At 73.3% G+C, this 23,941-nt stretch carries 19 protein-coding genes and 1 pseudogene; 13 read left to right on the top strand and 7 right to left on the bottom strand.

Going from position 1 to position 23,941, the window contains the following annotated elements:
- Positions 1-67: 67 nt before the first annotated feature.
- Together egtC and egtD are read left to right on the top strand one after the other, a co-directional pair.
- A complete protein-coding gene (gene egtC, locus FHU30_RS26170; RefSeq protein WP_253879243.1) occupies positions 68-802 on the top strand; it encodes an ergothioneine biosynthesis protein EgtC in 735 nt (244 codons plus the stop codon).
- 12 nt (positions 803-814) lie between these two features.
- Positions 815-1,765, top strand: a complete 951-nt coding sequence (gene egtD, locus FHU30_RS26165) for an L-histidine N(alpha)-methyltransferase (RefSeq protein WP_253879242.1) — start codon at positions 815-817, stop codon at positions 1,763-1,765.
- Between the two features lie 106 nt (positions 1,766-1,871).
- On the opposite strand, the gene FHU30_RS26160 is transcribed toward egtD, so the two are convergent.
- Positions 1,872-2,972, bottom strand: coding sequence for an alkene reductase (locus tag FHU30_RS26160; RefSeq protein WP_253879241.1), 1,101 nt, complete (start codon positions 2,970-2,972; stop codon positions 1,872-1,874).
- A gap of 29 nt (positions 2,973-3,001) precedes the next feature.
- Entirely contained in the window at positions 3,002-4,210 is a 1,209-nt protein-coding gene (locus FHU30_RS26155; protein ID WP_253879240.1) for an MFS transporter, read from the bottom strand.
- 89 nt (positions 4,211-4,299) lie between these two features.
- Between FHU30_RS26155 and FHU30_RS26150 the strand changes: the two genes are divergently transcribed.
- Positions 4,300-7,476 carry an ATP-binding protein gene (locus tag FHU30_RS26150; protein WP_253879239.1) on the top strand — a complete coding sequence of 1,059 codons (3,177 nt, stop codon included), beginning with the start codon at positions 4,300-4,302 and terminating at the stop codon, positions 7,474-7,476.
- An 11-nt stretch (positions 7,477-7,487) separates the two neighbouring features.
- Here the strand turns inward: FHU30_RS26150 and FHU30_RS26145 are convergent, their stop codons facing one another.
- Positions 7,488-8,084, bottom strand: a complete 597-nt coding sequence (locus FHU30_RS26145; RefSeq protein WP_253879623.1) for an SGNH/GDSL hydrolase family protein — start codon at positions 8,082-8,084, stop codon at positions 7,488-7,490.
- A gap of 264 nt (positions 8,085-8,348) precedes the next feature.
- On the opposite strand from FHU30_RS26145, the gene FHU30_RS26140 reads away from it, so the two are divergent.
- Together FHU30_RS26140 and FHU30_RS26135 are read left to right on the top strand one after the other, a co-directional pair.
- Positions 8,349-9,377 (top strand): rhomboid family intramembrane serine protease, encoded by a 1,029-nt coding sequence (locus FHU30_RS26140; protein WP_253879238.1) that lies wholly within the window; start codon positions 8,349-8,351, stop codon positions 9,375-9,377.
- Between the two features lie 97 nt (positions 9,378-9,474).
- Positions 9,475-10,572 (top strand): hypothetical protein, encoded by a 1,098-nt coding sequence (locus tag FHU30_RS26135; protein ID WP_253879237.1) that lies wholly within the window; start codon positions 9,475-9,477, stop codon positions 10,570-10,572.
- On the opposite strand, the gene FHU30_RS26130 is transcribed toward FHU30_RS26135, so the two are convergent.
- Both FHU30_RS26130 and FHU30_RS26125 read right to left on the bottom strand, forming a co-directional pair.
- A complete protein-coding gene (locus FHU30_RS26130; RefSeq protein ID WP_253879236.1) occupies positions 10,535-11,092 on the bottom strand; it encodes a cysteine dioxygenase in 558 nt (185 codons plus the stop codon). The genes FHU30_RS26135 and FHU30_RS26130 overlap by 38 nt on opposite strands.
- On the bottom strand, positions 11,082-12,008 hold the full coding sequence (locus tag FHU30_RS26125; protein ID WP_253879235.1) for an amidohydrolase family protein: 927 nt from the start codon (positions 12,006-12,008) through the stop codon (positions 11,082-11,084). Before FHU30_RS26125 ends, FHU30_RS26130 begins: the two co-directional genes overlap by 11 nt.
- A gap of 89 nt (positions 12,009-12,097) precedes the next feature.
- Between FHU30_RS26125 and FHU30_RS26120 the strand changes: the two genes are divergently transcribed.
- The gene (locus FHU30_RS26120; RefSeq protein WP_253879234.1) at positions 12,098-13,096 is read left to right on the top strand and encodes a LacI family DNA-binding transcriptional regulator; all 999 of its coding nucleotides are present in this window, start codon (positions 12,098-12,100) and stop codon (positions 13,094-13,096) included.
- A gap of 61 nt (positions 13,097-13,157) precedes the next feature.
- On the opposite strand, the gene FHU30_RS26115 is transcribed toward FHU30_RS26120, so the two are convergent.
- The gene (locus FHU30_RS26115) at positions 13,158-14,669 is read right to left on the bottom strand and encodes an aromatic amino acid ammonia-lyase (RefSeq protein ID WP_253879233.1); all 1,512 of its coding nucleotides are present in this window, start codon (positions 14,667-14,669) and stop codon (positions 13,158-13,160) included.
- A gap of 180 nt (positions 14,670-14,849) precedes the next feature.
- Here FHU30_RS26115 and FHU30_RS26110 point away from each other — a divergent pair.
- From FHU30_RS26110 to FHU30_RS26095, 4 genes and pseudogenes are all read left to right on the top strand, one after another.
- Positions 14,850-15,593 (top strand): annotated as a pseudogene (locus FHU30_RS26110) (ABC transporter ATP-binding protein); the annotation flags it as partial.
- A gap of 251 nt (positions 15,594-15,844) precedes the next feature.
- Positions 15,845-16,546, top strand: coding sequence for an ABC transporter permease (locus FHU30_RS26105; RefSeq protein ID WP_253879622.1), 702 nt, complete (start codon positions 15,845-15,847; stop codon positions 16,544-16,546).
- Positions 16,543-17,229, top strand: coding sequence for an ABC transporter permease (locus FHU30_RS26100; protein WP_253879232.1), 687 nt, complete (start codon positions 16,543-16,545; stop codon positions 17,227-17,229). Before FHU30_RS26105 ends, FHU30_RS26100 begins: the two co-directional genes overlap by 4 nt.
- 34 nt (positions 17,230-17,263) lie before the next feature.
- Positions 17,264-18,190, top strand: a complete 927-nt coding sequence (locus FHU30_RS26095) for an ABC transporter substrate-binding protein (protein ID WP_253879231.1) — start codon at positions 17,264-17,266, stop codon at positions 18,188-18,190.
- Positions 18,191-18,234: 44 nt separating this feature from the next.
- Here FHU30_RS26095 and FHU30_RS26090 read toward each other — a convergent pair whose 3' ends face one another.
- Positions 18,235-19,185 carry an IclR family transcriptional regulator gene (locus FHU30_RS26090; RefSeq protein WP_301323636.1) on the bottom strand — a complete coding sequence of 317 codons (951 nt, stop codon included), beginning with the start codon at positions 19,183-19,185 and terminating at the stop codon, positions 18,235-18,237.
- 91 nt (positions 19,186-19,276) lie between these two features.
- Between FHU30_RS26090 and hutH the strand changes: the two genes are divergently transcribed.
- The 3 genes from hutH (at position 19,277) to FHU30_RS26075 (ending at position 23,934) form a co-directional block, all read left to right on the top strand.
- Entirely contained in the window at positions 19,277-20,824 is a 1,548-nt protein-coding gene (gene hutH, locus FHU30_RS26085; protein WP_253879230.1) for a histidine ammonia-lyase, read from the top strand.
- A gap of 53 nt (positions 20,825-20,877) precedes the next feature.
- Entirely contained in the window at positions 20,878-22,536 is a 1,659-nt protein-coding gene (gene hutU / locus FHU30_RS26080) for a urocanate hydratase (protein ID WP_253879229.1), read from the top strand.
- A 162-nt stretch (positions 22,537-22,698) separates the two neighbouring features.
- Positions 22,699-23,934: an allantoate amidohydrolase gene (locus tag FHU30_RS26075; RefSeq protein WP_253879228.1), complete on the top strand. Its 1,236-nt coding sequence runs from the start codon at positions 22,699-22,701 to the stop codon at positions 23,932-23,934.
- The last annotated feature ends 7 nt before the right edge of the window (positions 23,935-23,941 follow it).

Below are 23,941 nucleotides of genomic sequence, written 5' to 3'. Positions count from 1 at the left end.
GCCGCTGTCTTGGACGCCTCGGTTCGGCACGTCCGCTACACGGACTCCGTTGTGGGGGGTGGTTGTGATGTGTCGGCATCTGGGTTATCTCGGGCCGGCGCGTCCGCTGTACGACCTCGTGTACGCGGGGGAGCACAGCATGGAGCACCAGGCGTACGCGCCGCGCATGACGCAGGGGAACCTGCTCAACGCGGACGGGTTCGGCGCCGGCTGGTACCAGGCGGGGGAGGCGTTCCGGTTCCGCCGGGCGCAGCCCATCTGGACGGACGCCTCGTTCCGCGAGGTTGCGCGCGCGGTCTCCGCGCCGTGCGCGGTGGTCGCGATCCGGTCGGCGACGACCGGCTTCCCCGTGGACGAGTCGTGCGCCCAGCCGTTCCGCGCCGGAACCCGCCTGTTCAGCCACAACGGCAAGATCGACGGTTTCGCCGGGGTCGAGGCCAAGCTGCGCGAGCTGGCCGGGGACCTCGCCGAGGTGCCCGACGCCCGCGCGCCCGTGGACTCGGCCCTGCTGTTCGCCATCGCCGCCCGGCACTGGCGGGACGGCGCGTCCCTCGCCGAGGGGCTCGCCGCGACCGTCCGGGCCGTGACCGGGCTCGCGTCCGGCCGGTTCAACCTGCTCGCCGCCGACGGGACGTCGCTCGCGGCGACCACGCGGGGCGACTCGCTGTTCCTGCGGATCCAGCCGGACGCGGTGTGGCTCGCGTCCGAGCCGCTGGACCCCGACCCCGCCTGGCAGGCGGTTCCCGACGGCTCCCTCGTGGCCGCCGACCTCGCGTCCGGCGCCCGCGTCCTGCCCCTCTGACCTGGAGTATCTGTGGAACTCTTCCTCACCGCCGACGACCTCGCCAAGTCCCTGCGCCGGGACGTGGGCGACGGGCTCGCCGGGAGCCCGAAGACGCTGCCGCCGAAGTGGTTCTACGACGAGCGGGGCAGCGCCCTGTTCGAGGACATCACGCGGCTCGGCGAGTACTACCCGACCCGCCGCGAGCGGGAGATCATCAAGGCCCGCGCGGACGAGATCGCCGAGCTGACGGGCGCGACGACGCTGCTGGAGCTCGGCGCGGGCTCCGGCGAGAAGACCCGGCTGCTGCTCACCGCGCTCGCCGGGACGCTGCGCAGCTACGTCCCGGTGGACGTGTCGGGCGAGTTCCTCGGCGAGGCCGCCGCCGCGATCGCCGCCGACCATCCGGACATCGCGGTCCGTCCGGTCGTCGCCGACTACGAGCAGCACCTGCACCTGCTGCCGACCGGCGGCCGCCGCCTGATCGCGTTCCTCGGCGGGACGATCGGCAACATGCCGCCCGCAGCACGGATCGGCTTCCTCGGCGCGCTGCGCGAGACGATGGGCCCGGACGACGCGCTCCTGCTCGGCGCCGACCTGGTCAAGGAGGAGGACCGGCTCGTCCGGGCCTACGACGACGCGTCCGGCGTGACCGCCGAGTTCAACAAGAACGTGCTGCGGGTGATCAACCGCGAGCTGGACGCCGACTTCGACCTCGACGCGTTCGAGCACCTGTCCGTCTGGAACCCGTCCGACGAGTGGGTCGAGATGCGGCTGCGCTCGCTGCGCGACCAGACCGTCCGGATCGGCGCGCTCGACCTGACCGCCGAGTTCGCCGCGGGCGAGGAGATGCGCACCGAGATCTCCGCCAAGTTCCGCCGCGAGCGCATGGCGACCGAACTCGGCGCCGCCGGCCTCCGCCTGGCCGAGTTCTGGACGGACGAGGCCGGCGACTTCTCCCTCACCCTGGCCCGCCCGCTGTAACACACCGCCCGCTGTAACACACCGCCCGCTGTAACACACCGCCCGCTGTAATGCACCGACCGATGCAAAACCCCGCCCGGCTCGGGCGGGGTTTTGCATCGGGGGCTCATGCGGCATGGGCGGAGGGGGCGGGATCGAGGGTCGGGTAGTCGGTGTAGCCGGTCGGGCCGCCTGTGTACATGAGGTACTGGTCGCGGATCTGGTTGAGCGGCGCGCCTGTGCGCAGTCGCTCGACGAGGTCCGGGTTCGCGAGGAAGGGACGGCCGAGGGCGACGAGGTCGGCTCCTTCCTCGGCGAGGAGTTCCGCCTTCCGCGTGACGTCCTCGGTGGTCAGGTCGTCCAGCTTCGGGTTGGCGATGAGCGTGGTCGGCCAGAGGGCGCGGATCGTCCGGAAGAGGTCCGTAGCGGGGTCGGCGTGGACGACGTGCAGGTAGGCGGGGCCGATCTTCGCCAGCTCGCGGACGAGCACGGGGTAGAGCGCGTCGGTGTCGTCCTCGCGCAGGTCGTTGGCGGTGACTCCGGGGGAGATCCGGACACCGACGCGGTCCGCCCCGACGGCGTCCACCACGGCCTGCGTGACCTCCAGCGTGAAGCGGATGCGCCCGGCGATCGAGCCGCCGTAGCCGTCCGTCCGCAGGTTGGTGTTCGAGCCGAGGAACTGGTGCAGCAGGTAGCCGTTCGCGGAGTGCACCTCGACCCCCTCGAAGCCCGCGTCGATCGCGTTCCGCGCGGCGGCGGCGAAGTCCTCGACCGTGCGGCGGATCTCGTCCCTGGTCATCTCGCGCGGGACGACCGCGGGAACCGGCCCGGACGGCGTGTGGATCGTGTCCGGCAGCGGGACGGGCGAGGGCGCGACCGGGTGCAGGCCGCTGTTGTCGGGGTGTCCGACGCGTCCGCCGTGCTGGAGCTGGAGGAACGCCCGTCCACCCGCGTCCCGCAGCGCCCCGGTGACCTCGCGCCAACCGGACACGTGCGCCGGACCGTGGATCGCCGGGATGTTCGGATAGGTCTGCCCGACCGCGTTCGGTGTCGCCGCCTCGGCGATGATCAGCCCGGCGGCCGCCCGCTGGGCGTAGTACTCGGCCATCAGCGCGCCGGGCACCCCGTCGCCGTCCGCGCGGTTCCGCGTCATCGGCGCCATGACCAGCCGGTTCGGCAGGACGAGCCGACCAACGCGGGCGGGGGAGAGCGGGTTCTCGTTCAGCATGGCGATGCTTCCTTTCCAGGAATTCAGGGTCAGCGGGCGGGGAAGGCGTGGCGGCGCGAGGTGATGACGGCCGCCAGTACGGGGGCCAGGAGCGCGAGGGCCGTCCAGGGGAGGGCGGAGGCGCCGAAGCGGTGGAGGAGGAGGCCGCCTGCGATGCCGCCGGCTGCCATGGCCACGTTCCAGAGGGTGACGAGTAGGGCTTGCGCGGCGTCGGCGGCTTCTTCGCCGGCCTTGGCGCCCGCTTGGCCTGCGGCGGTCTGGAGCAGGGTGGGCGCTCCGCCCCAGCCGAGGCCCCAGAGCGCCGCCGCCGCGTAGACGAGGACGTGGGAGTCGGACAGCAGCGCCAGGACGGCGGTGGCCACCGCCACTAGCAGGACGCTTGCCAGCGAGAGCAGCCGCAGGTGCCGGTGGATCCGCGCTCCGACGATCGCGATGCTCAGCAGGGACGCGGCGCCGAAGACCAGCAGCACAGCGTCGGTCGAGCCGCCCATGCCCAGGCCGTCCAGGTAGGCGGCGACGTAGGCGTACAGGACGGTGTGGGCGAGGACGTAAACGAGCGTGACGAAAAGGACGGGCCCGACGCCCGGTACGCCTAGCACGCGCTGTCGAGCCGTTCCGGCTGCGCGCCGGCGTCCGGGGAAGTCGGGCACGCTTGCGGCGATCCAGCCGACCAGGACGACGGTGAGTGCCGTCATGGTCCAGAAAGCCGTCCGCCAGCCTAGGGCCGAGCCGAGGAAGGTGCCCGCCGGAACCCCCAGGGAGAGCGCGACCGGAATCCCGGCCATCGCGACGGCGATCGCGCGGCCTTCCAGCTCGGGCGGAGCCATCCGGCGGGCGTATCCGGCGAGCAGTGCCCAGGCCAGGCCCGCCGCGACCCCGGCGGCGAACCGGGCGACCATGGTCAGCGCGTAGTCGGACGAGATCGCCGTGACCCCGTTGGCGACGGCGAACCCGACCACCGTGGTGAGGAGCAGGCGCTTGCGCCGCCACGCGGCGGTCGCAGCGGTGAGCGGGGCGGCGGTGAGGGCCGTCCCGAGTGCGTAGATCGTGACGGTCTGACCGGCGGCGGACTCGCCGACGCCGAGGCCCGCGCTCATCGCGGGCAGCAGCCCGGCGGGCAGGGTTTCGGTCAGGCTCGTGATGAACACGGCCGTGGCCAGGGCCAGCAGCGGGGACATCGGCAACCGGCGGGATCGCGCCGCCGGGGTGGTGTTCGTGGCTTCTTGCGTGGTGACCATGTCGCCTCCTTCGATCGGGACGACAGTGCCGCGCGGGACTTCGGGACCGCTGACGGGCGGCTGATGGTCGATCCGAATAGGCTGCCGACGTGCGGTTCGGGGTACTCGGTCCGGTGGCGGTGTGGGACGACGGGGGCGTGCCCGTCGCGATCCCGGAGGCGAAGGTGCGCGCGCTTCTGGCCGACCTGCTCGTCCGGCCGGGCGCGCCCGTCTCCGCCGACCGGCTGATCGACGACCTGTGGGGCGACCGCCCGCCCGGCAACCCCGCCAATGCGCTCCAGGCGAAGGTGTCGATGCTGCGGCGCGTCCTAGGGCGGGAGCGCGTCGTCCGGGCGGCGGCGGGTTACCGCCTCGTAGTGGACGACGTGGACGCCGAGCGGTTCACGTCCCTCGCCGAACGCGCGCGCACGATGGACGACCCGCGCGCACGCGTCACCGTCCTCGCCGAAGCGCTGGCCCTGTGGCGCGGCCCGGCGTTCGCCGACATGGCGGACGAGGAGTTCGCGCGCACCGCCGCGGCGAGTTTGGACGATCAGCGTCTCGCCGTCCTGGAGGAGCACGCCGAGGCGCGTCTTGCGGCAGGGGAGCACCTTCTCCTTGCTGGAGAACTGTCCGCTCTCGTTGCGCAGCATCCCCTGCGCGAGCGGTTGCGGACCGTCCATGCCAAGGCCCTCTACCTGGCCGGAAGGCAGGGCGAGGCCCTGGCGACCCTCACTGAGCTGCGCGAACTCCTGGCGGACGAGCTGGGCATCGACCCCGGCCCCGAGGCCACCGCCCTCCACGAAGCCATCCTGCGACAAGATCCGCTCCTCACGCCCCAGCCCGCACCGGTACGACCCGCCGCGCCCGAGCAGCCTGCTGCGGGACGGGGGACGAATCTGCCGGTGCCGGTTACGGGGCTGGTGGGGCGGGACGTTTGTGTGGGGGATGTCGTCCGGCTGCTTGGGGCGGGGCGGCTGGTGACGCTGGTGGGGCCCGGCGGAGTCGGGAAGACGCGGTTGGCGCTTGAGGCGGCGCGCGGGGCCGCGCAAGCGGACGGGACGTGGCTTGTCGAGTTGACGGCCCAGCAGGGAGGCCCTGCCGAGCTGGCGCGGCACATCGCGGCGGTTTTGGGGGTTCGGGATGAGTTGCCCGGCACTGCGGGAGCGGCGTGGGGTGTGCCCGAGGATCCGGTGCAGCGGCTGGCGCTCGCGTTGCGGGATCAGCGGGTGCTGCTCGTCCTGGACAACTGCGAGCACGTGGTCGAGGCGGTCGCGGAGCTGGTCGTGGTGCTGCGCGGCGCCGCGCCCGGGCTGCGCGTGCTCGCGACGAGCCGGGAGCCGCTCGCGGTGGACGGCGAGACGGTCTACCAGGTCGAACCGCTGGGGGAGGACGACGCGGTCCGGTTGTTCGCGGAGCGCGCCGCCGCGTCCGCGCCCGGGTTCTCGCTCGACCGGGACCGCGAGGCCGTCGCCGAGATCTGCCGCCGCCTGGACGGCATCCCGCTCGCGCTGGAACTCGCCGCGACGCGCGTCCGGGCCCTTGGCACGCGGGAGCTGGCGGCGAGGCTCGGCGACCGGTTCCGCGTCGTGGCGACCGAGCGGCGCGCTGCGCCGGCGCGGCAGCGCACGCTGCGGGCCATGATCGACTGGAGCTGGGAGCTGCTCACCCCGGCGGAGCGGATCGTACTGCGCCGGCTGGCCGTCCACCGCGACGGCTGCGACCCGGCCGCGGCGGAGGCCGTCTGCGCGGGTGGGGGCGTCCGCCCGGACGAGGTCCTCGGCCTGGTCGCGCGGCTTGTGGACCGTTCCCTCGTCGTCATGGCCGAGGGGCCGGACGGCCCGCGCTACCGCCTCCTGGAGTCCGTCGCCGCGTACGCGCTGGAGCGCCTGGACGAGGCGGAGGAGCGCACCGCCACGCGGGAACGGCACCTCCGCCACTTCCTCGCGCTCGCCGAGACCGCCGAGCCCCGGCTGCGCGGCAGTGAGCAGCGCGCCTGGCTCACCCGCCTCGACGCCGACGCCGCGAACCTCCGGGCCGCCCTGGACGAGGCGTCCCCGTCCGACGCGTCCCGGCTGGCCGCCGCGCTGACCTGGTGGTGGCTGATGCGCGGCCGCTTCCACGAGGCCCGCGCCGTCCTGTCGGAGCACGACAAGGGCGGGTACCTCCACACGGCTTTCGCGCTCCTGACCGGCGACCACACAGCGTCCCCGGCCCAGGAACAGGGCGCTGAAGGCCCGCTAAATAGCGAGACCCTTCCGGCGGGCGAGCATGCGACGGCCGTCATCACGAGCCAGGAGCATGGAGACGAACGCGGGCTCTGGTTGTACGCGTACGCGTTGTTTCATGCCGGACGCGGGGAGGCGAGCAGGGACGCCAATGCGCGGGCGCACGAGGCGTTCGCGGGTTCGGGGGACCGGTGGGGCGTTGCGGCCTCGCTCGCGCTGCGCGCCATGCACGCGATGAACGCCGGCGAGCTGGACACGATCAACGAGGCCGGGACGCGGGCCGCCGCGCTGTTCCGGGAGCTGGGCGACCAGTGGGGCGAGCTCCAGACCGTCCTTCCGCGCGCGATGCTGGCCGAGGTCCGGGGCGGGTACGAGAAGGCGCGGAACCTCCAGGCGGACGGGCTGCGGATCGCGCGGGACCTCGGGCTGCGGGCCGAGGAGTCGGAGCGGCTGTCCGGGCTCGGCCGCCTGGCGCTGCTCGCGCGCGACTGGGACCACGCCCGCGAGCTGCACGAACGCGCCTGGCGGCTGGCGGCCGAGCAGGGCTACCGGTACAGCGAGGTGTACGCGCTGATGGGCCTCGCGCTCGGCGCGCGCCGCTCCGGCGACCTGGACGCCGCCGAGGAGCAACTCGCGCGGATTCAGGAGGAGTACGACTCGTCCCCGCTCGGGGAGCACCTGATGGCCGCCGAGGCGGGGTTCATCGCTGAGCTGCGCGGCGACGCCGCGGCCGCCGAGGCGCACCAGAGCGCGGGGCTCGCGATCGCGTTGCAGATCGGCGAGCCGAGGTCGCTCGCGCTGTCGCTGGAGGGCATGGCGGGCGTGTCCGTCCTGGCCGGGGACGCGCGGAAGGGCGCCTGGCTGCTCGGAGCCGCCGACGCGGCGCGGCGCGAGGTCGGCGCGCCGCTCCCGGAGGCCGAGCGCGGCGATGTCGATCGGATCGCCGCGAAGGCCGCGTCCGCGCTGGGCGAGGACGGCTTCAACGAAGCCTTCGCCGAGGGATCGGCAGCCACGCCTAAGCAAGCGGTCAGCACGCTGGGCCAGGCACGTGGGGCGTAGAGGGCAGGCGGTCAGCTGGCGGTGGAGGGGTGGGCCAGGCCGATTCTGCGGAGGTCGTCGGCGAGGCGGGTTGCCAGGTAGCGGTGGCCCTCCGGAGTCGGGTGGGTGCCGTCCGGCTTGATGTACTGCGGGGCGTTGCCGGCGCCGCGCTCCCGGTCCCCGGTGATCCACTTCTCGGTGAGCGGGTCGATGAACGGGACGTCCAGCTGCGCCGCGACCGTCCGCAGGCCGTCCCGGACCGCGACCGCGCCGGCGGTCGGGTGGTCGTTGCCCCACAGCGGCCCGACCAGGACGATCCGGGTGTGCGGCCAGCGCGCCTTCGCCTTCTGCAGCAGCGTGCGCGCGGCGTCCGAGACCTTCCCGGCCGGGTAGTGCGCGTCGTTGTGCCCGCCGGACACGACCAGCAGCGCGGGCGCGGGACGCCAGCCGAGCTGGTCCTCGAAGAGCTTGCCGAACGGGCTGTGCTTGGAGCCGGGTGCGATGAAGCCCGTCCCGGCGCGTCCGCCTAGGACGACCTGCCAGCCCAGTAGGCGCGCCGCCGCGGCGGCATAGGTGGTCTCGGGCTGAACGCCGCGCTCGCCGACCGTGTAGGAGTCGCCCAGGAACATCACGACCGGCGCACCAGCGGAGACACGGTCAGCGGCTTGGGGTGGTTTCGCAACCGGAGTCTCGTGCGCGCGCGAAGCGCACCCCGCGAGCAGGAGTGGTGCACAAACCAGCAGGGACGCCGCGTTGCGGCGGACGCGGCCACCAGCCATCGATTAACCACCATTGTTCGTATTTGTCGTTGCGCATCCTAGCGATCCCGATCTGCCACGGGTGTCGTTTCCGGTGGCTATGATCGGCGGCTCCAGCCCCCGAACGGAGCCCCGATGACCACCGCCGAGCCCCCGGCGCAGACCCCGGAACAGCCCCCGACAGCGGCGCAGGCACCGGCGCGGCCCGCGACCGGAACCCCGGACGAGACCCAGACCGGAACCACGCCGGAGGCCGCCTCCGGGACGCCGCCTGAGAACCCGACGTGCTTCCGGCATCCGAAGCGCGAGACCTGGGTGCGCTGCGTCCGGTGCGACCGGTACGCCTGCCCCGACTGCCTGCGGGACGCGGCCGTCGGGCAGCAGTGCGTCGAGTGCGTCCGCGAGGGGAACCGGAGCATCCGGCAGGCCCGGTCGGTCTTCGGCGGGCGCGCCGGCGCCACGCCCTGGGTCAGCTACACGATCATCGGGCTGTGCGTGCTCGGCTACCTGCTGGAGCTCGCGGCCCCCGGCATCGTCGACAAGCTCGACGCGCTCGGCACGGGCCTGCGCGCGCCCGGCGGCAAGCTCTTCGTGGACGACGGTTCCGGCGTCCCGCCCGGCTGGACGCAGATCGGCATCGCGCACGGCGAGTGGTACCGGCTGATCACCGCCGCGTTCCTGCACCAGCCGCCCGGCAGCGGCTTCGGGGTCCTGCACATCGCGCTGAACATGTGGTGGGTCTGGACTCTCGGCCGGCGCGCCGAGGAGATGCTCGGCTGGGCCCGCTACGCGGCGCTCTACCTGCTCTCGGCGCTGGGCAGCTCGGTGCTGGTGTTCCTGATCGCACCCTCGACCGGGGCGATCGGCGCGTCCGGCGCGGTGTTCGGCCTGGCCGCGTCCTACTGGGTGTTCAGCCGCCGCCTCGGCCACGACATGCGCGCGGTCAACCAGCAGACCCTCTACGTGATCGTCTGGCTGGTGGTCTCCGCCGGGTTCACGTCCTGGCAGGGGCATCTCGGCGGCTTCCTGACCGGCGGCGCCATCGCGCTGGCCTTCGCTTACGCGCCAAAGACCCGGCGCGTCCTGGTCCAGGCGGCGGCCGGTAGCGCGTTGCTCGTCCTGCTCCTGGCGCTCGTCGCCATCAAGTCGTCCACGCTCACCTGACCTGATGGGACGCCCCCAGCTGAGGCGGCCAAGGCAGGCAAGCGGATCGAGGCAGGCAAGCGGATCAAGCCCGGCCAGGCGGTCATGGCGGGCCTGGGTGGTGCACCCGGCGGCGGGCCTGGTCCTGGTGGCCGGGCTCGTCTACGCCAACCAGGTGCTGTTCACGGTCTACGTCCTGCGCGAGCACGGCGGCAGCACGTCGTTCATCGCGCCCTACCTGCCGACCGGATGGTTCGATCTGGCGGACGGCCCGACCATGCGGTCCTTCGCCGCGCACTTCCCCGAGCCGTCCGTGCTGGGGCCGTCGGTGCTGCGCGTCCAGGCGTTCCTTGAGCTGCCGTTCGTCCTGCTGGCGTATGCGACCGTGCTGCGGTGGCTGTCCGTCCGCTGGTACCGGCGCCTGCTGGACGGCCTGCCCCTGTGGGCCGCCTCGGCCGTTTACACGACCGTGTTCTGCCTGGTCGAGTGGGACTTCCACAACCCGTACACCGCGGCCGACATCGCGATCAGGGTGGCCTCGGCGGCCGTCACGCCCCTGTGGATCGGCTGGACGACCCGCCGCGACATCCAGGCCGAACGCCGTCTGGGCGTCGCCGGGTTGCTGGCGTTCGGCGTCTCCACGTGGGCGCTGGGCCACCTCGTCCTGACCGTCTACGACACCGCCCTGCTCTACAACCTCGGCCACCTGCCCGGACGCCTGCCCTCGGCACTCGTCGCCCTGGCCGTCCTCGTGTGCGCGCGCGTGGGGGCCGCCCGATACGGAGAGCGCGGAGACCCCGGACTGGCCGTCCGTACTGTGACGGCCGGGTTGACGTGGGGGCTGGTCCTGTTCTTCATCCCGGCCTTGCCCATCCGGTACGGAGTGAACTTCGGCCTAGCCCTGCTGTCCGCAGCGGGCGGATTGGCAGTGTGCGGGGCGGCGGTCGTCCTCACGCTAAGGGAAACGCTCCGAGGCCAGGAGCGCGGACGAGTCGTCTTGTGGTGCGGACAGCTGGCTTTGGCGGCAGGCGTCGGCGGCGCGGCGGGCTATGCGGCCCTCCGCGCCGCCACGGACGCCTACTACGAGGCCGGGCTCCTCAGAAGCGCCGCAGTGGCCTTCCTCGTAGCCGTCCTCGTGTGCGCGGGCACCGATCAGCTGAAGAAGCCCGCGGACCGGGTCAGTTCTCCAGCGGACGGAGTTCGTCCGCGTAGCTGACGGAGATCCGGCGCATCACGCCGTCGTCGGTGATCGAGTACTGGCCCAGCCTCCACAGCGGCGGCGAGTAGGCGTGGATCGACACGCTCGACTTGGCCGCCCCCACGAGGCGGTGGATGTGCTCGGGCCCGAACGAGAACGAGGCGCCCTCGCCGACGCGCACGCGCACGTGCTCGCCGCCGATGCGCGGGTTGCACTCCTCCAGCTCGCCTGCCACCACGTGGACGGCGCCGGACGACACGTCGTGGTCGTGCCAGCCCGTGTCGTTCTCCGGCGTCCAGCACAGCAGCCAGACGTCCACGTACTCGTCCCGGTAGAGGGAGGCGTAGTGGCGTTCCTCGTCGGAGAAGGCGACGTGCTGCCGCCACAGCTCGGGCCGGTCGGCCAGGCCGTCCACCAGCCCGAGCAGTTCGCGCTTGTCCAGCGCACGCGCGGGCAGCGCCGGCAAAGGCGGCCGCTCGGCTGCCGTGGAAAGCTCGTTACAGGAGTTGCCCTCGATGAGAACGGCGTCAGACGGCATGGGTTCGCTCCTCTCCGTTGAGTAGTCGGTACGGGTTGGCCACGCGGAAGGCGTGGCGGGCGGCCTCGCCGAGGCCGAGCTCTTGCGGTTCCGCATAGGGACGGTCGCTGCCGTGCAGGACGACGTCCACGCCGAGCGCGCGCACGATGGCGTCGGTAGCGCGCGGCCCGTAGGAGGACGTCTCGACGAACGCGTCCCGGTCGATTTCGCCGCGTCCGCCCCCGCGCGCCATGACCCGTTCGCCGTGCAGGGGGGCCAGGCCGGAAAGCAGTGCGAAGCAGACGCGCAGGCGCGGGAAGGCGGGCCGTCCGAACGCGCGGAACGCGTACCAGGCGGCGTGCATCTGCCCCACATAGGGGACGACGGCCGCCCACCACGCAGGTCCTTCGGCCTTAGCGGCAGGGCCGGGATGGACGAACAGCGGCAGCCCGCGTTCCTCCAGGACGGCCAGCAGCGGCGCGCAACGCTCGTAACCGGTGGCGTCCAGCAGCGCGTTCGCGGGAAGCTGGAGCCCGACGAACCCGCGATCCAGCTCCTTGGCCAGCGCGTCCGCGTCGATCTCGGTGACGCAGGCGGCGGCCCAGGCCCGGAACGGCTCCGGCAGCGCCGCCGCGCCGTCGTGGTAGGCGTCCAGAAGCGGACGCGCCTCGTCGGGGGGCAGCAGTTCGGCGCCGAGCGGTGAGGACAGTGACACCAGGGCGAGATCGAGACCGTCCGCGCGGACGAGCGCGGCCCGCAGCGACACGTCGTGATCATGCGGATCCACCTCGTACGGGGGCTCGCCGTCGAGGTGGAGGGTCCAGCCGTCCAGGCGCGGCGGGGCGGACCGCGCGCGCAGCGCGGCACGCAGGGGCGCCCCCCAGAGGTGCTGGTGGACGTCCACCCCCGACACTCGCCGCCCCCTACTGAACCGCATCAGTTAACCGTTTCAGTGAACCGGTTCAGGAGGCGCCGCGTCAAGCGCGCGCCGGGAACCGCCGTCCCGACCGTCTAGGGTTGGGGGGCGTGAGCGACAGGCGGAAGCGCGCGACCATCCGGGAGGTCGCGCAGGCGACCGGCCTCTCACCCGCCGCGGTGTCCTACGCGCTGCGCGGCATCCAGACCTCCGGGGAGACCCAGGAGCGGGTCCGCGCCGCCGCCGAGGAGCTCGGCTACGAGGCGCACCCGATCGCCCGCGCCCTGGCCAGCGGCCGCACCGACATGGTCGGGCTGCTCTGCGGCTCCCTGGAGGACTACTGGCAGCAGTCCCTCGCCGTCGGGATCGGCCGCGCGCTGCTCGCCCGCGACCGCTACGCCCTGATCGTGGACGCCGGCGGCGACCCCGAGCGCGAGCTGGCGCTCGCCCGGCGGCTGCGCGACCAGCGGGTGGACGGCCTGATCGTGCAGCCGCTCGACCCCGCCGCCGCGCTCTGGTCCGACCTCGCCGAGACCCTCCCGGTCGTCTCCATCGGGGACGCCCTGCACGGCGGCAAGGCCCAGGGCGAGGTCGTCTTCGACAACCGGCGCGGCGTCACGCTCGCCCTGGAGCACCTGCGCGACCTCGGCCACCGGCGGGTCGCGGTGTTCACCCCGACCCGCGCCAGCACCCCCGACCGGCCCGCCGACGTGCACGTCAACGCCGAGGCCGACCGGCTCGGCCTGGCCGTCGAGGTGGTGGTCGCGCCGCCGTCCCCGGCCGAGGTGACCGAGGTCGCCGTCCGCGTCCTGGCGGGCCCGGACCGTCCGTCGGCGGTGTTCTGCTTCTCCGACACGATCGCCTACGCCGTCTACGCCGCGACGCGGGAGCTGGGCCTGTCCGTGCCCGGCGACCTGGCCGTCTGCGGCTACGACAGCCACCCCATGTCCGCGCTGCTCACCCCGCCGCTGACCACGGTCGACTGGGACATCGACGGCATCGTGCACGCCGCCGTCCGGCTCGTCGTGGACGTCATCGACGGCAAGTCCCGCAAGCGCCGCGTCGTCCGCGAACCCGAGCTGATCGTCCGCCCCTCCACCCTGCTCTGAGCCGCCCTGCCGCTTCGCCCTGAGCCGCTCCTCTGGCAGCCCTCCGCCTGGGCTGGGCCGGTCATTCGGCGCGGCGGGGCTCGTCGGAGGCGGGGTAGAGGCGGGCGAGCTCCGGGAGCAGGTCGGCGGCTATGGCGATGTCGGCGTCCAGGGGGCGGTCGGCCACGTCCTCGGGGAGGACGGCCGCGGCGCGCTCGTAGGCCGCGCGGAGGGCCCCGCCGGACGGGGCGCGCCCCTGCATCCGCAGCGCCCGCACGGCCGCGACCAGCTCGCACGCCAGCCCGATCCGGTACGCCGCGACCGCCTCGCCCGTCGCCCGCGCCGACTGCGTCGCGAAGCCCGCGTGCTCCTCCACGCCCCGCGACAGCACCGCGCTGCCGAGCGCCGCCGGGGCCGCGTGCCGCCGGACGTCCGCGAGCGCCGAGTGCGCCACGTACTCCAGGATCATGATCCCCGAGGCCGCCTCCGCGTTCGCCTGGAACGGCCGCAGCCCGGTGAAGGACGGCTCGGTCAGCGTGCCCAGCCGCGCCGCCGACAGCGCCCCGGTCTGGAACAGCGCCAGCCGCGCCGCGTCCAGCGCCAGGCCCGTCCCGGCGGTGTGGAAGTTGCCGTTGTGCCAGACCTCCGCGTCCGGGACGTCCACCAGCGGGTTCTCCGCCGCGCTGTTGATCACCCGCGTGACCGTCGCCTCGGCGTGCCGCGCCGCCTCCACGGCAGGGCCATGGACCTGCGGAAACGCCCGGTATCCGTACGGGTCCTGGATGCGCGCCGGGGTGTCGTGCTCGTAGGCCAGCAGGCTCCGCACCGCCGCCGCCACCTCGCCCTGGACGGGCTGCCCCCGGTGCACCGCGGGCGCGTACGGCTCCCGCGACCCCCGCACGGCCAGCAGCGACAGCGCAGCGATCACCACCGACGCGTCCAGCGCCTCCCGCAGATCGGTCACCGCCAGCGCCGCCTCGCCCAGCGTCGCGGCGTTCGAGCTCATGAAGCCCAGCGCGTCCGCCGAGCTGAGCGGGAAGTGCGGGCCGCGCGCCACCCCGGCGTCCGGATCGGCCTCGCCGCCGCCGTCCAGCCCGCCGTCCAGCCAGTTCCGCTCGCCGATCAGGCACAGCGCCGTGGACGCCATCGCGGTCAGGTCCCCGGTGCCGATCGCCCCGTACACCGGGACGGGCGGCAGCACGCCCAGGTTCAGCGCGTCCGCGAGGGCCGTCAGGACGCCCGGATCCACGCCCGAGCCGCCCGCCGCGATCTGGTTCGCCCGGACGACCAGCATCGCCCGCACCACCTCGGGTCTCGCCAGCGGACCGGCCCCGGCCGCGTGGCTGCGCATCAGCCGCAGGCCGTGCGCGTCCGCGTCCTCCCACTCGACCTCGACCGCCCGGTTCGCGCCGACCCCGGTCGTCCGGCCGTAGACCGGCCGCCGCTCGGCCACCCGCCGGACGGTCGTCCAGGCTTCCCGGGCCTGCTTGCGGCCCGCGTCGGATATGGCGATCATCACGTCCCCGCGGGCCGCGCGGGCCACCAGATCGCAGGTGAGGGACGTCCCGTCAAGCTCGATACGGCTGTGCGTCACGGCGCTGCGCCCCTTTCTCGTGTTTTCAGGTCGGTAACATCGATAGATAACGGGTTGACCTGGCCGGAGCGGTACCGGAGATTGTCGGTTGTCTAAGGTTGGGTGGATGCCGGTACCGATCACCCAAATGTCAGCGAGCGGAACGGCGTCGTCGCGGCGCCCCAAGAGGACGTGACTCGTTTGATCACCTTCACGGGCGTGACGAAGCGCTATCCGGACGGCACGGTCGCCGTGCACGACCTCGACCTGGAGATCCCGGCCGGACGCATCACCGTGCTCGTCGGACCGTCCGGCTGCGGCAAGACCACCACCCTCCGCATGGTCAACCGGATGATCGACCCGACCACCGGGACGATCACCGTCGACGGCCGCGACATCCGCCAGGTCGACCCGCCCACGCTGCGCCGCGGCATCGGCTACGTCATCCAGCAGGGCGGGCTCTTCCCGCACCGCACGATCATCGACAACATCGCCACCGTGCCCTACCTGCTCCACCAGGACAAGAAGCAGGCCCGCGCCCGCGCGTTGGAACTGATGGAGCGGGTCGGCCTCGACACCGGCCTCGCCAAGCGCTACCCCGCCCAGCTGTCCGGCGGCCAGCAGCAGCGCGTCGGCGTCGCCCGCGCGCTCGCCGCCGACCCCCCGATCATGCTGATGGACGAGCCGTTCAGCGCGGTCGACCCCATCGTCCGCACCCAGCTGCAGGACGAGTTCCTCCGGCTGCAGAACGACCTGGAGAAGACGATCGTCTTCGTCACCCACGACATCGACGAGGCCGTGAAGCTCGGCCACCGCATCGCGGTCTTCCAGGTCGGCGGCGTCCTCGCGCAGTACGCCACCCCCGAGGAGCTGCTCGCCGAGCCCGCCAACGACTTCGTCCGCGACTTCCTCGGCGGGGAGCGCGGCATCCGGCGGCTCCGGTTCGTCCAGCAGCTCGACGCGGAGGCCGCCGCCGAAGCCGAGTCCGCGACCGGAGCGGAATCCGCGACCGGAACCGGTACTGCGGCCGGAGCGGAGTCCGCGACCGGAACCGGTTCCGCCCAGGGCGGCGGGGCCGCGGCGGCGGGCGAGCGGTGAGCGCGCACCTCGCCCCGCTCCTGCCGGGCGGCGGGCTCGGGACCGGCGGCGGGCTCGCGTCCGGCCGCGCGCTCGCGGTCGGGGACGACGGGGAGCCGCTGGTCCGCTGGGACTGGATCGGCCGCAACTCCGACATCATCACCCAGCACCTCAACGACCACCTGGTCCTGTCGATCGTCCCGGTCCTGCTCGGCCTGGCCGTCTCGCTGCCGGTCGGGCTGCTCTGCGCCCGCTACCGCTGGCTGTACGCGCCGGTCGTCGGGCTCACCAGCGTGCTCTACGCCATCCCGGCGATCGCGCTGTTCGTCGTGCTGGTCGCCTTCACCGGCCTGACCCGCACCACCGTGATCATCCCGCTCACCCTCTACACCCTGTCGGTGCTGGTCCCCGCCGTGGTGGACGGCATGGACTCGGTGCCCGAGCACGTCCGGCAGGCCGCCACCGCGATGGGCTTCGGCACGCTGCGCCGGCTCGTCCAGGTCGAGCTGCCGATCGCCGTGCCGGTGGTGATGGCGGGCCTGCGGGTCGCGACGGTCTCCAACATCAGCCTCGTCTCGGTCGGCGCGCTGATCGGCGTCGGCGGCCTCGGCGAGCTGTTCACCGACGGCTTCAACCGCGACTTCACCACCCCGATCGTGGTCGGCATCGCGCTGATCATCGCGCTGGCGCTGGTCGCGGACGTGCTGCTCCTGCTCGTCCAGCGGCTGCTGACCCCCTGGGCCCGCGCGGGATCGAACGCGAGGACGGCCCGGCGCGCCGTCCGGGCCGAGCTGACCGAGCCGGAAGAGGCCGCCCTGTGAACGCCATCCTCGACGCGATCCGCTGGTTCTTCCACGGCCAGCAGTGGCACGGCACCGACGGCATCCCGCACCGCCTCACCGAGCACCTCTGGTACTCCGGCCTCGCGTTCGCGATCACCGTCCTGATCGCGCTGCCGGTCGGGCTGCTGCTCGGGCACGTCCGGCGCGGGAGGGCCGCCTCGTTCTTCGGCTTCTCGGTGATCGCGTCCGCCAACGGCGCGCGGGCGCTGCCGACCCTCGGCCTGCTCATCCTGGCCGTGCTGGTCACCTCGTCCAGCCTGGTCCCGACGCTGATCCCGCTGATCGTCCTCGCCATCCCGCCCGTCCTGGTGAACGCCTACACCGGCGTCCAGCAGGTCGAGCCCGGCCTGCGGGACGCGGCGGAGGGCATGGGCATGACCGGCACCCAGGTGCTCTGGCGGGTGGAGGCGCCGATGGCGCTGCCGCTGGTGCTGCTCGGCCTGCGCACCGCGGCGATCCAGATCGTCTCCACCGCGACCATCGCCGCCTACGTCGGCCTCGGCGGCCTCGGCCGGTTCATCGTGGACGGCCTCAAGCGGCAGGAGTACTCCAGCACCGCGGGCGGCGCGCTCCTGGTCATCCTGCTCGCCTTCCTCATCCAGTTCGTGTTCGCCCTGCTGCGCCGGGTCGCGGTCTCGCCGGGCCTGCGGCGCACCTCCTGACTCACACCGAAGTCCCTGCGAAAGGACCGTTCAGATGATCTCCAAGATGCGCGGCGCCGCCGTACTGCTCGTGGGCGCGCTGGCGCTGTCGGCCTGCGGGGGCGGCGGCGGTGGCGACAAGAACCCGCTCGGCGGCTCGACCGGAGGCGGTGGCGGTGGCGGCACGCTGGTGATCGGCACCGCCGACTTCCCCGAGAGCCAGGCCCTCGGCGAGGTCTACGCCCAGGCCCTCAAGGCCAAGGGCATCAAGGCCGAGACCAAGGTCGCCGGCACCCGCGAGGCCTACTACAAGGCCATCCAGTCCGGGCAGCTCGCGATCGTCCCCGAGTACAACGGCAACCTGCTGCTGCACATCGACCCGAAGGCGACCGCCGCGACGACCGACGAGGTCAACGCCGCCCTCGGCCAGAAGCTGCCGTCCACGCTCGGCATCCTCAACTCGGCCAAGGCCGAGGACAAGGACTCGGTCGTCGTCACCAAGGAGACGGCCGACAAGGACAAGCTGAAGACCATCGCCGACCTCAAGCCGGTCGCGTCCACCATCACCTTCGGCGGCCCGTCCGAATTCAAGACCCGCGAGTCCGGCCTGGTCGGAATCAAGGAAAAGTACGGCATTGAATTCAAGGAATTCAAGTCCCTCGACACCGCGGGCCCCATCACCGTGGCGCGCCTGAAGCAGGGCCAGATCCAGGCGGCGAATCTTTTCTCGACCGACGCCGCCATCACCAAGAACAACTTCGTGGCCCTCGAAGACCCGAAGAATGTTTTCCCGGCCCAGAACGTCACCCCGCTGATCTACCGCAGCAAGGTCAACGCCGATGCCCAGGGCGTCCTGAACGCGATCGCGGCCAAGCTGACCACGCAGGACCTCCTGGACATGAACTCCAAGATGTCCGTCGACAAGGCCGAGGCGCGCGACGTCGCCAAGGACTGGCTGAAGAAGGCCGGCATCGCCTCCTGACGCCGTTTCCCATGAAAGGCCCGCACGTTATCGTGCGGGCTTTTTCATTTCTGTTTGCCGCCGAGTCTTTGGGTGAGGTCGGCGGCGGTGCGGCGGACTTCGGCTGCCAGGTCGGGCCAGGTCTCCTCGGGGCGGGTCTCGCGGCGGAAAGTGACGGTGATCGCGGCGGTCGGGTGGCCGGTGTGGTCGAAGGAGCAGGCGGCGATGGACGCGAAGCCCTCGGTGACCTGGCCGTCCTCGGCGGACCAGCCGCGCCGGGCGTCCTCGGACAGGACGCGCCGCAGCTCGCGCAGCGAGGCCGGGCCGCGGCCGGTGCGGTCCACGAGCGGGCCGGGGAACAGGGCGCGGACCTGCGCGGCGGGCAGGTGGGCGAGCATGGACAGGCCGCTCGCGGTGAGCTGGGCGGGCATCCGGACGCCGACGTCGGTGACCAGGGTGGCCTGCCGCCGCGTGGGCTGCTCCTTCAGCAGGTAGAGGGTCTCGGCGCCGTGCAGGACGCCGAGCTGGGCGATGTCGCCGGTGCGGTCGACCAGGCGGCGCAGCAGCGGGCGGGCGAGGCGTTCGAGCGGGCCGTGCCGCAGGTAGGCGGAGCCGATCTCGAAGGCGGCGACGCCGAGGCCCCAGCGCCGGTCCTCGGGGACGTAGGAGACGAAGCCGTCCTCGGCCATGGCGGTCAGCAGGTGGTAGGTGGACGACCGGGGCAGGCCCAGCTCGCGGGCGATGGCCGAGGCGGGCAGCGGGCCCGCCGACGCGGCGAGCAGCCGCAGCACCGCGAGCGCCCGCCGCGCCGCCGGCACCTGCCCGCCCCCAGCGGCCGCCTCGCGCCCGTCCCTGGCCGCGGCCTCGCGCCCGTCCCTGGCCGCGGCCTCGCGCCCGTCCCTGGCCGCGGCCTCGCGCCCGCCCCCGGCCGCGGCCTCGCGCCCTCCAGCGTCCGCCGGGCCGCTGGAGGGCGGCTCGCGCCCGCTGCCGACCGCTGAGGCGGAGTTCTCGGTCATGCGGCCATTGTCTCGTATCTGAGACAGGACCCGGTCCGGGCGGGTCGCGGGGGCGCGGTCCGCGCGCTGCAATGGGGGTATGAGTTTCGGCATGGGGGACACGAACATCCAGGTCGGACCGGAACCGCTGACCTTCGCTGAGGTCGTCGCGGTGGCCCGGGACGGCGCGCGGGTCGCGCTGACCGACGAGGCGATGAAGGCGATCACCGACTCGCGGGCCGCGATCGAGGAGCTGGAGTCGCGTCCGACGCCGGTGTACGGCGTCTCGACCGGGTTCGGGGCGCTCGCGACCCGGCACATCGCGCCGGAGCTGCGGGCGCGGCTCCAGCTGAACATCGTGCGCTCGCACGCCGCCGGGTCCGGCCCGGAGGTGGAGCGGGAGGTCGTCCGGGCGCTGATGCTGCTGCGCCTGCACACCCTCGCGACCGGCCGGACGGGCGTGCAGCCCGCGACGGCGAGGGCGTTCGCGGCGCTGCTGAACGCGGGCATCACCCCGATCGTCCACGAGCACGGCAGCCTCGGCTGCTCCGGTGACCTCGCGCCGCTGGCGCACTGCGCGCTCGCGCTGATCGGCGAGGGCCAGGTCCGGGATGCCAAGGTTGATCTCCGCGAGGCGAAGGACGCGCTGGCCGAGGCCGGGATCGAGCCGGTCACGCTCGGTGCGAAGGAGGGCCTGGCCCTGCTGAACGGCACGGACGGCATGCTCGGCATGCTGGTCCTCGCCATCCGCGACCTGCACCGGCTGTTCACCGCCGCCGACCTCGCCGCCGCGATGAGCGTGGAGGCGCTGCTCGGCACCGACCGGGTGTTCGCCGCCGACCTGCAGGCGCTGCGCCCGCACCCCGGGCAGGGGATCTCGGCCGCGAACCTGCGCGCGCTGCTCGCCGACTCGCCGATCATGGCGTCGCACCGCGGCCCGGACTGCACCCGCGTCCAGGACGCCTACTCGCTGCGCTGCGCCCCGCAGGTGAACGGCGCGGCCCGCGACACGCTCGCGCACGCCGAGCTGGTCGCGTCCCGCGAGTTGGCCTCGGCCGTGGACAACCCGGTCGTCCTGCCGGACGGGCGGGTCGAGTCGAACGGCAACTTCCACGGCGCGCCCGTCGCGTACGTGCTGGACTTCCTGGCCGTCCCGACCGCGGACGTCGCGTCGATGTCGGAGCGCCGCACCGACCGGCTGCTCGACAAGGCCCGCTCGTTCGGGCTGCCGGCGTTCCTCGCCGACGACCCGGGGGTGGACTCCGGGCTGATGATCGCGCAGTACACGCAGGCCGCGATCGTCAGCGACCTGAAGCGGCACGCGGTGCCGTCGTCGGCCGACTCGATCCCGAGCTCGGCGATGCAGGAGGACCACGTGTCCATGGGCTGGAACGCCGCGCGCAAGCTGCGCCGGGCGGTGGACGGCCTGACCCAGGTCGTCGCCATCGAGATCATGGCGGCGGCCCGCGCGCTGGAGCTGCGCGCCCCGCTGCGTCCGGGCCCGGCGACGGCCGCGGTCGTGGCGCGGCTGCGCGAGGGCGGCGTGCCCGGCCCCGGCCCGGACCGCCACCTCGCCCCCGAGATCGCCGCCACCACCGAGCTGGTGCGGGACGGCTCGCTCGTCGCCGCCGCCGAGTCCGTCACCGGCCCCCTGTCCTGAATCCCGCGCGCGCGGTGACCCGCGCGCGACCCGTCGTTCCGAGGAGATCCCTCATGTCCGGTCCCCGCCCCGTCCGCGCGCCGCGCGGCACGCAGCTCACCACCGCCAAGGGCTGGCCGCAGGAGGCCGCCCTGCGCATGCTCCAGAACAACCTGGACCCGGAGGTCGCCGAGCACCCCGACAAGCTCGTGGTGTACGGCGGCACCGGCAAGGCCGCCCGCGACTGGAACTCCTTCGACGGGATCGTCCGCTCGCTGGAGTCCCTGGACGGGGACGAGACGCTGCTCGTCCAGTCCGGCAAGCCGGTCGGGATCTTCCGCACGCACGAGTGGGCGCCGCGGGTGCTGATCGCGAACTCCAACCTCGTCCCGCAGTGGGCGAACTGGGACGAGTTCCGGCGGCTGGAGGCCGAGGGCCTCACCATGTACGGGCAGATGACCGCCGGTTCGTGGATCTACATCGGCACGCAGGGCATCCTGCAGGGCACCTACGAGACGTTCGCGGCCGTCGCGGCCAAGCTGTTCGGCGGCTCGCTGGCCGGGACGATCACGCTGACCGCCGGGCTCGGCGGGATGGGCGGCGCGCAGCCGCTCGCGGTGACGATGAACGGCGGCGTCGCGATCTGCGTCGAGGTCGACCCGTCCCGGATCGACCGGCGCGTCGAGCACCGCTACTGCGACGTCCGCGCCGACTCGCTGGACGAGGCGCTGCGCCTCGCCGTCGAGGCCCGCGACAAGCGCGAGCCGCTGTCGATCGGCCTGCTCGGCAACGCCGCCGACGTCGTCCCCGAGCTGCTGCGCCGGGGCGCGCCGATCGACATCGTCACCGACCAGACCAGCGCGCACGACCCGCTCGCGTACCTGCCGTCCGGCGTGGCGTTCGAGGACTGGGACGCCGAGCGCGACAAGGACCCGCAGGGCTTCACCGACCGCGCCCGCCAGTCGATGGCCAAGCATGTGGAGGCCATGGTCGGGTTCATGGACGCGGGCGCCGAGGTCTTCGACTACGGCAACTCGATCCGCGGTGAGGCGCAGACGGCGGGCTACGACCGCGCGTTCGCGTTCCCCGGGTTCGTCCCGGCGTACATCCGGCCGCTGTTCTGCGAGGGCAAGGGCCCGTTCCGCTGGGCGGCGCTGTCGGGCGACCCGAAGGACATCGCGCGCACCGACAAGGCGATCCTGGACCTGTTCCCGGAGAACGAGCAGCTGACCCGCTGGATCAAGATGGCGGGCGAGAAGGTGCACTTCCAGGGCCTGCCGTCGCGGATCTGCTGGCTCGGCTACGGCGAGCGCGACAAGGCCGGCGCGGTGTTCAACGACCTCGTCGCGCGCGGCGAGATCTCCGCGCCGATCGTGCTCGGCCGCGACCACCTGGACTGCGGCTCGGTCGCGTCCCCGTACCGCGAGACCGAGGGCATGAAGGACGGCTCGGACGCCATCGCCGACTGGCCGCTGCTGAACGCCATGCTGAACACCTCGTCCGGCGCGACCTGGGTGTCGATCCACCACGGCGGCGGTGTCGGCATCGGCCGCTCGATCCACGCGGGCCAGGTCTGCGTCGCGGACGGCACCGATCTGGCGGGGCAGAAGCTGGAGCGCGTCCTCACCAACGACCCCGGCACGGGCGTCATGCGGCACGTGGACGCGGGCTACGAGCGCGCCGAGGACGTCGCCGCCGAACGCGGCGTCCGCATCCCGATGCGCGAGAGCTGATCCACCGGGAGGACCCGGGCCCCGCCAGGCGGCTCGGGCCTCCCGCCTCATGCGGGTCCCCGCGCCATGCGGGTCCCCGCGCCATGCGAGTCCTTCCGCATCCTGGGGGTCCTCGCGCGTCATGCGGAACCTTGCGCGTTGTTGTGCGGGTCCTCGCGCGTCATGTCTGAACCGAGCGGCTGGGAGAACGGGTTGGGCTTCGAGGAGATGTGGGCGGCGCTGCTGCCCATCGGACGGGACGCCGGAACCGGTGGTTACGACCGTTTCGTGTGGACGCCGTCCGAGCTGGAGTGCCGCGACTGGTTCCTCGACGAGGCCCGTGCCCGTTCGCTGGAGGTCGAGTCGGACGGGAACGGCAACCTGTTCGCCTGGTGGTATCCGGCTTCGGGACGGCGCGACGACGCCGTCCTTACCGGAAGCCACCTGGACTCGGTGCCTGGCGGCGGCGCGTTCGACGGGCCGCTCGGCGTGGTTTCGGCGTTCGCGGCGATCGACCTCATGCGCGCGCGGGGGATCGAGCCGGCGCGTCCGCTGGGGGTCGGCGCGTTCGCTGAAGAGGAAGGCGCGCGGTTCGGTGTCGCCTGCCTCGGATCCCGGCTGCTTTCGGGGGCGATCGACCCCGCTCGTGCGCGCGCGCTGACCGACGCCGAAGGGCGGACGTTCAGCGAGGTCGCGGCGGCGAACGGGGTCGATCCCGCCGGGATCGGACGCGACGACGACCTGCTCGGGCGCATCGGCTGCTACGTCGAGCTGCACGTCGAGCAGGGCCGCGCGCTCGCGCCGGACACGCCCGTCGGTGTCGCGTCCGCGATCGTCCCGCACGGCCGGTGGCGGCTGGACTTCCGCGGCGAGGGCAACCACGCCGGGACGACCCGGCTCGCCGACCGCCGCGACCCGATGCTGCCGTTCGCCTCGACCGTCCTCGCCGCCCGCGCGTCCGCCGAGCGGCACGACAGCGTCGCCACGATCGGCAAGGTGAAGGTCGTGCCGGGCGGCGTGAACGCGATCCCGTCCGCGGTGGCCGCGTGGCTCGACAGCCGCGGTCCGGACGAGCGGTCCGTCCGTGCGACGGTTTCGGACGTGCTCGAACAGGCCCGCGCCGCGGGGGAGGGGCACGGCGTCTCGGTCGAGCTGACCGAGGAGTCCTACACCGAGGTCGTCGACTTCAACCTCGCGCTGCGCGACCGGGTCGTGGGCGCGCTCGGCGGCGCCCCGGTGCTGCCCACGGGCGCGGGGCACGACGCGGGCATCCTGTCGGCGGTGCTGCCGACGGCGATGCTGTTCGTCCGGAACCCGACCGGCGTCTCGCACGCGCCGAGCGAGCACGCGGAGACCGGCGACTGCCTCGCGGGTGTGGAAGCCCTCGCCTCGGTACTGGCCGACCTGGTCCGCGGGTAGGGATCCC

Origin of the sequence: Actinomadura rupiterrae, from assembly GCF_024172125.1 — a bacterium.
Lineage (GTDB): Bacteria > Actinomycetota > Actinomycetes > Streptosporangiales > Streptosporangiaceae > Spirillospora > Spirillospora rupiterrae.
This window is presented reverse-complemented; position numbering and strand designations above follow the sequence as displayed.

Bases quoted from the DNA above. Each gene is read 5' to 3' on its own strand.
- FHU30_RS26160 (WP_253879241.1), bottom strand. From the start codon at position 2,972: ATGCTGAACGAGAACCCGCTCTCCCCCGCCCGCGTTGGTCGGCTCGTC.
- FHU30_RS26095 (WP_253879231.1), top strand. From the start codon at position 17,264: ATGATCTCCAAGATGCGCGGCGCCGCCGTACTGCTCGTGGGCGCGCTG.
- FHU30_RS26130 (WP_253879236.1), bottom strand. From the start codon at position 11,092: ATGCCGTCTGACGCCGTTCTCATCGAGGGCAACTCCTGTAACGAGCTT.
- hutU (WP_253879229.1), top strand. From the start codon at position 20,878: ATGTCCGGTCCCCGCCCCGTCCGCGCGCCGCGCGGCACGCAGCTCACC.
- FHU30_RS26155 (WP_253879240.1), bottom strand. From the start codon at position 4,210: ATGGTCACCACGCAAGAAGCCACGAACACCACCCCGGCGGCGCGATCC.
- FHU30_RS26145 (WP_253879623.1), bottom strand. From the start codon at position 8,084: ATGTTCCTGGGCGACTCCTACACGGTCGGCGAGCGCGGCGTTCAGCCC.
- FHU30_RS26125 (WP_253879235.1), bottom strand. From the start codon at position 12,008: ATGCGGTTCAGTAGGGGGCGGCGAGTGTCGGGGGTGGACGTCCACCAG.
- FHU30_RS26075 (WP_253879228.1), top strand. From the start codon at position 22,699: ATGTCTGAACCGAGCGGCTGGGAGAACGGGTTGGGCTTCGAGGAGATG.
- FHU30_RS26090 (WP_301323636.1), bottom strand. From the start codon at position 19,185: ATGACCGAGAACTCCGCCTCAGCGGTCGGCAGCGGGCGCGAGCCGCCC.
- FHU30_RS26140 (WP_253879238.1), top strand. From the start codon at position 8,349: ATGACCACCGCCGAGCCCCCGGCGCAGACCCCGGAACAGCCCCCGACA.
- hutH (WP_253879230.1), top strand. From the start codon at position 19,277: ATGGGGGACACGAACATCCAGGTCGGACCGGAACCGCTGACCTTCGCT.
- egtC (WP_253879243.1), top strand. From the start codon at position 68: ATGTGTCGGCATCTGGGTTATCTCGGGCCGGCGCGTCCGCTGTACGAC.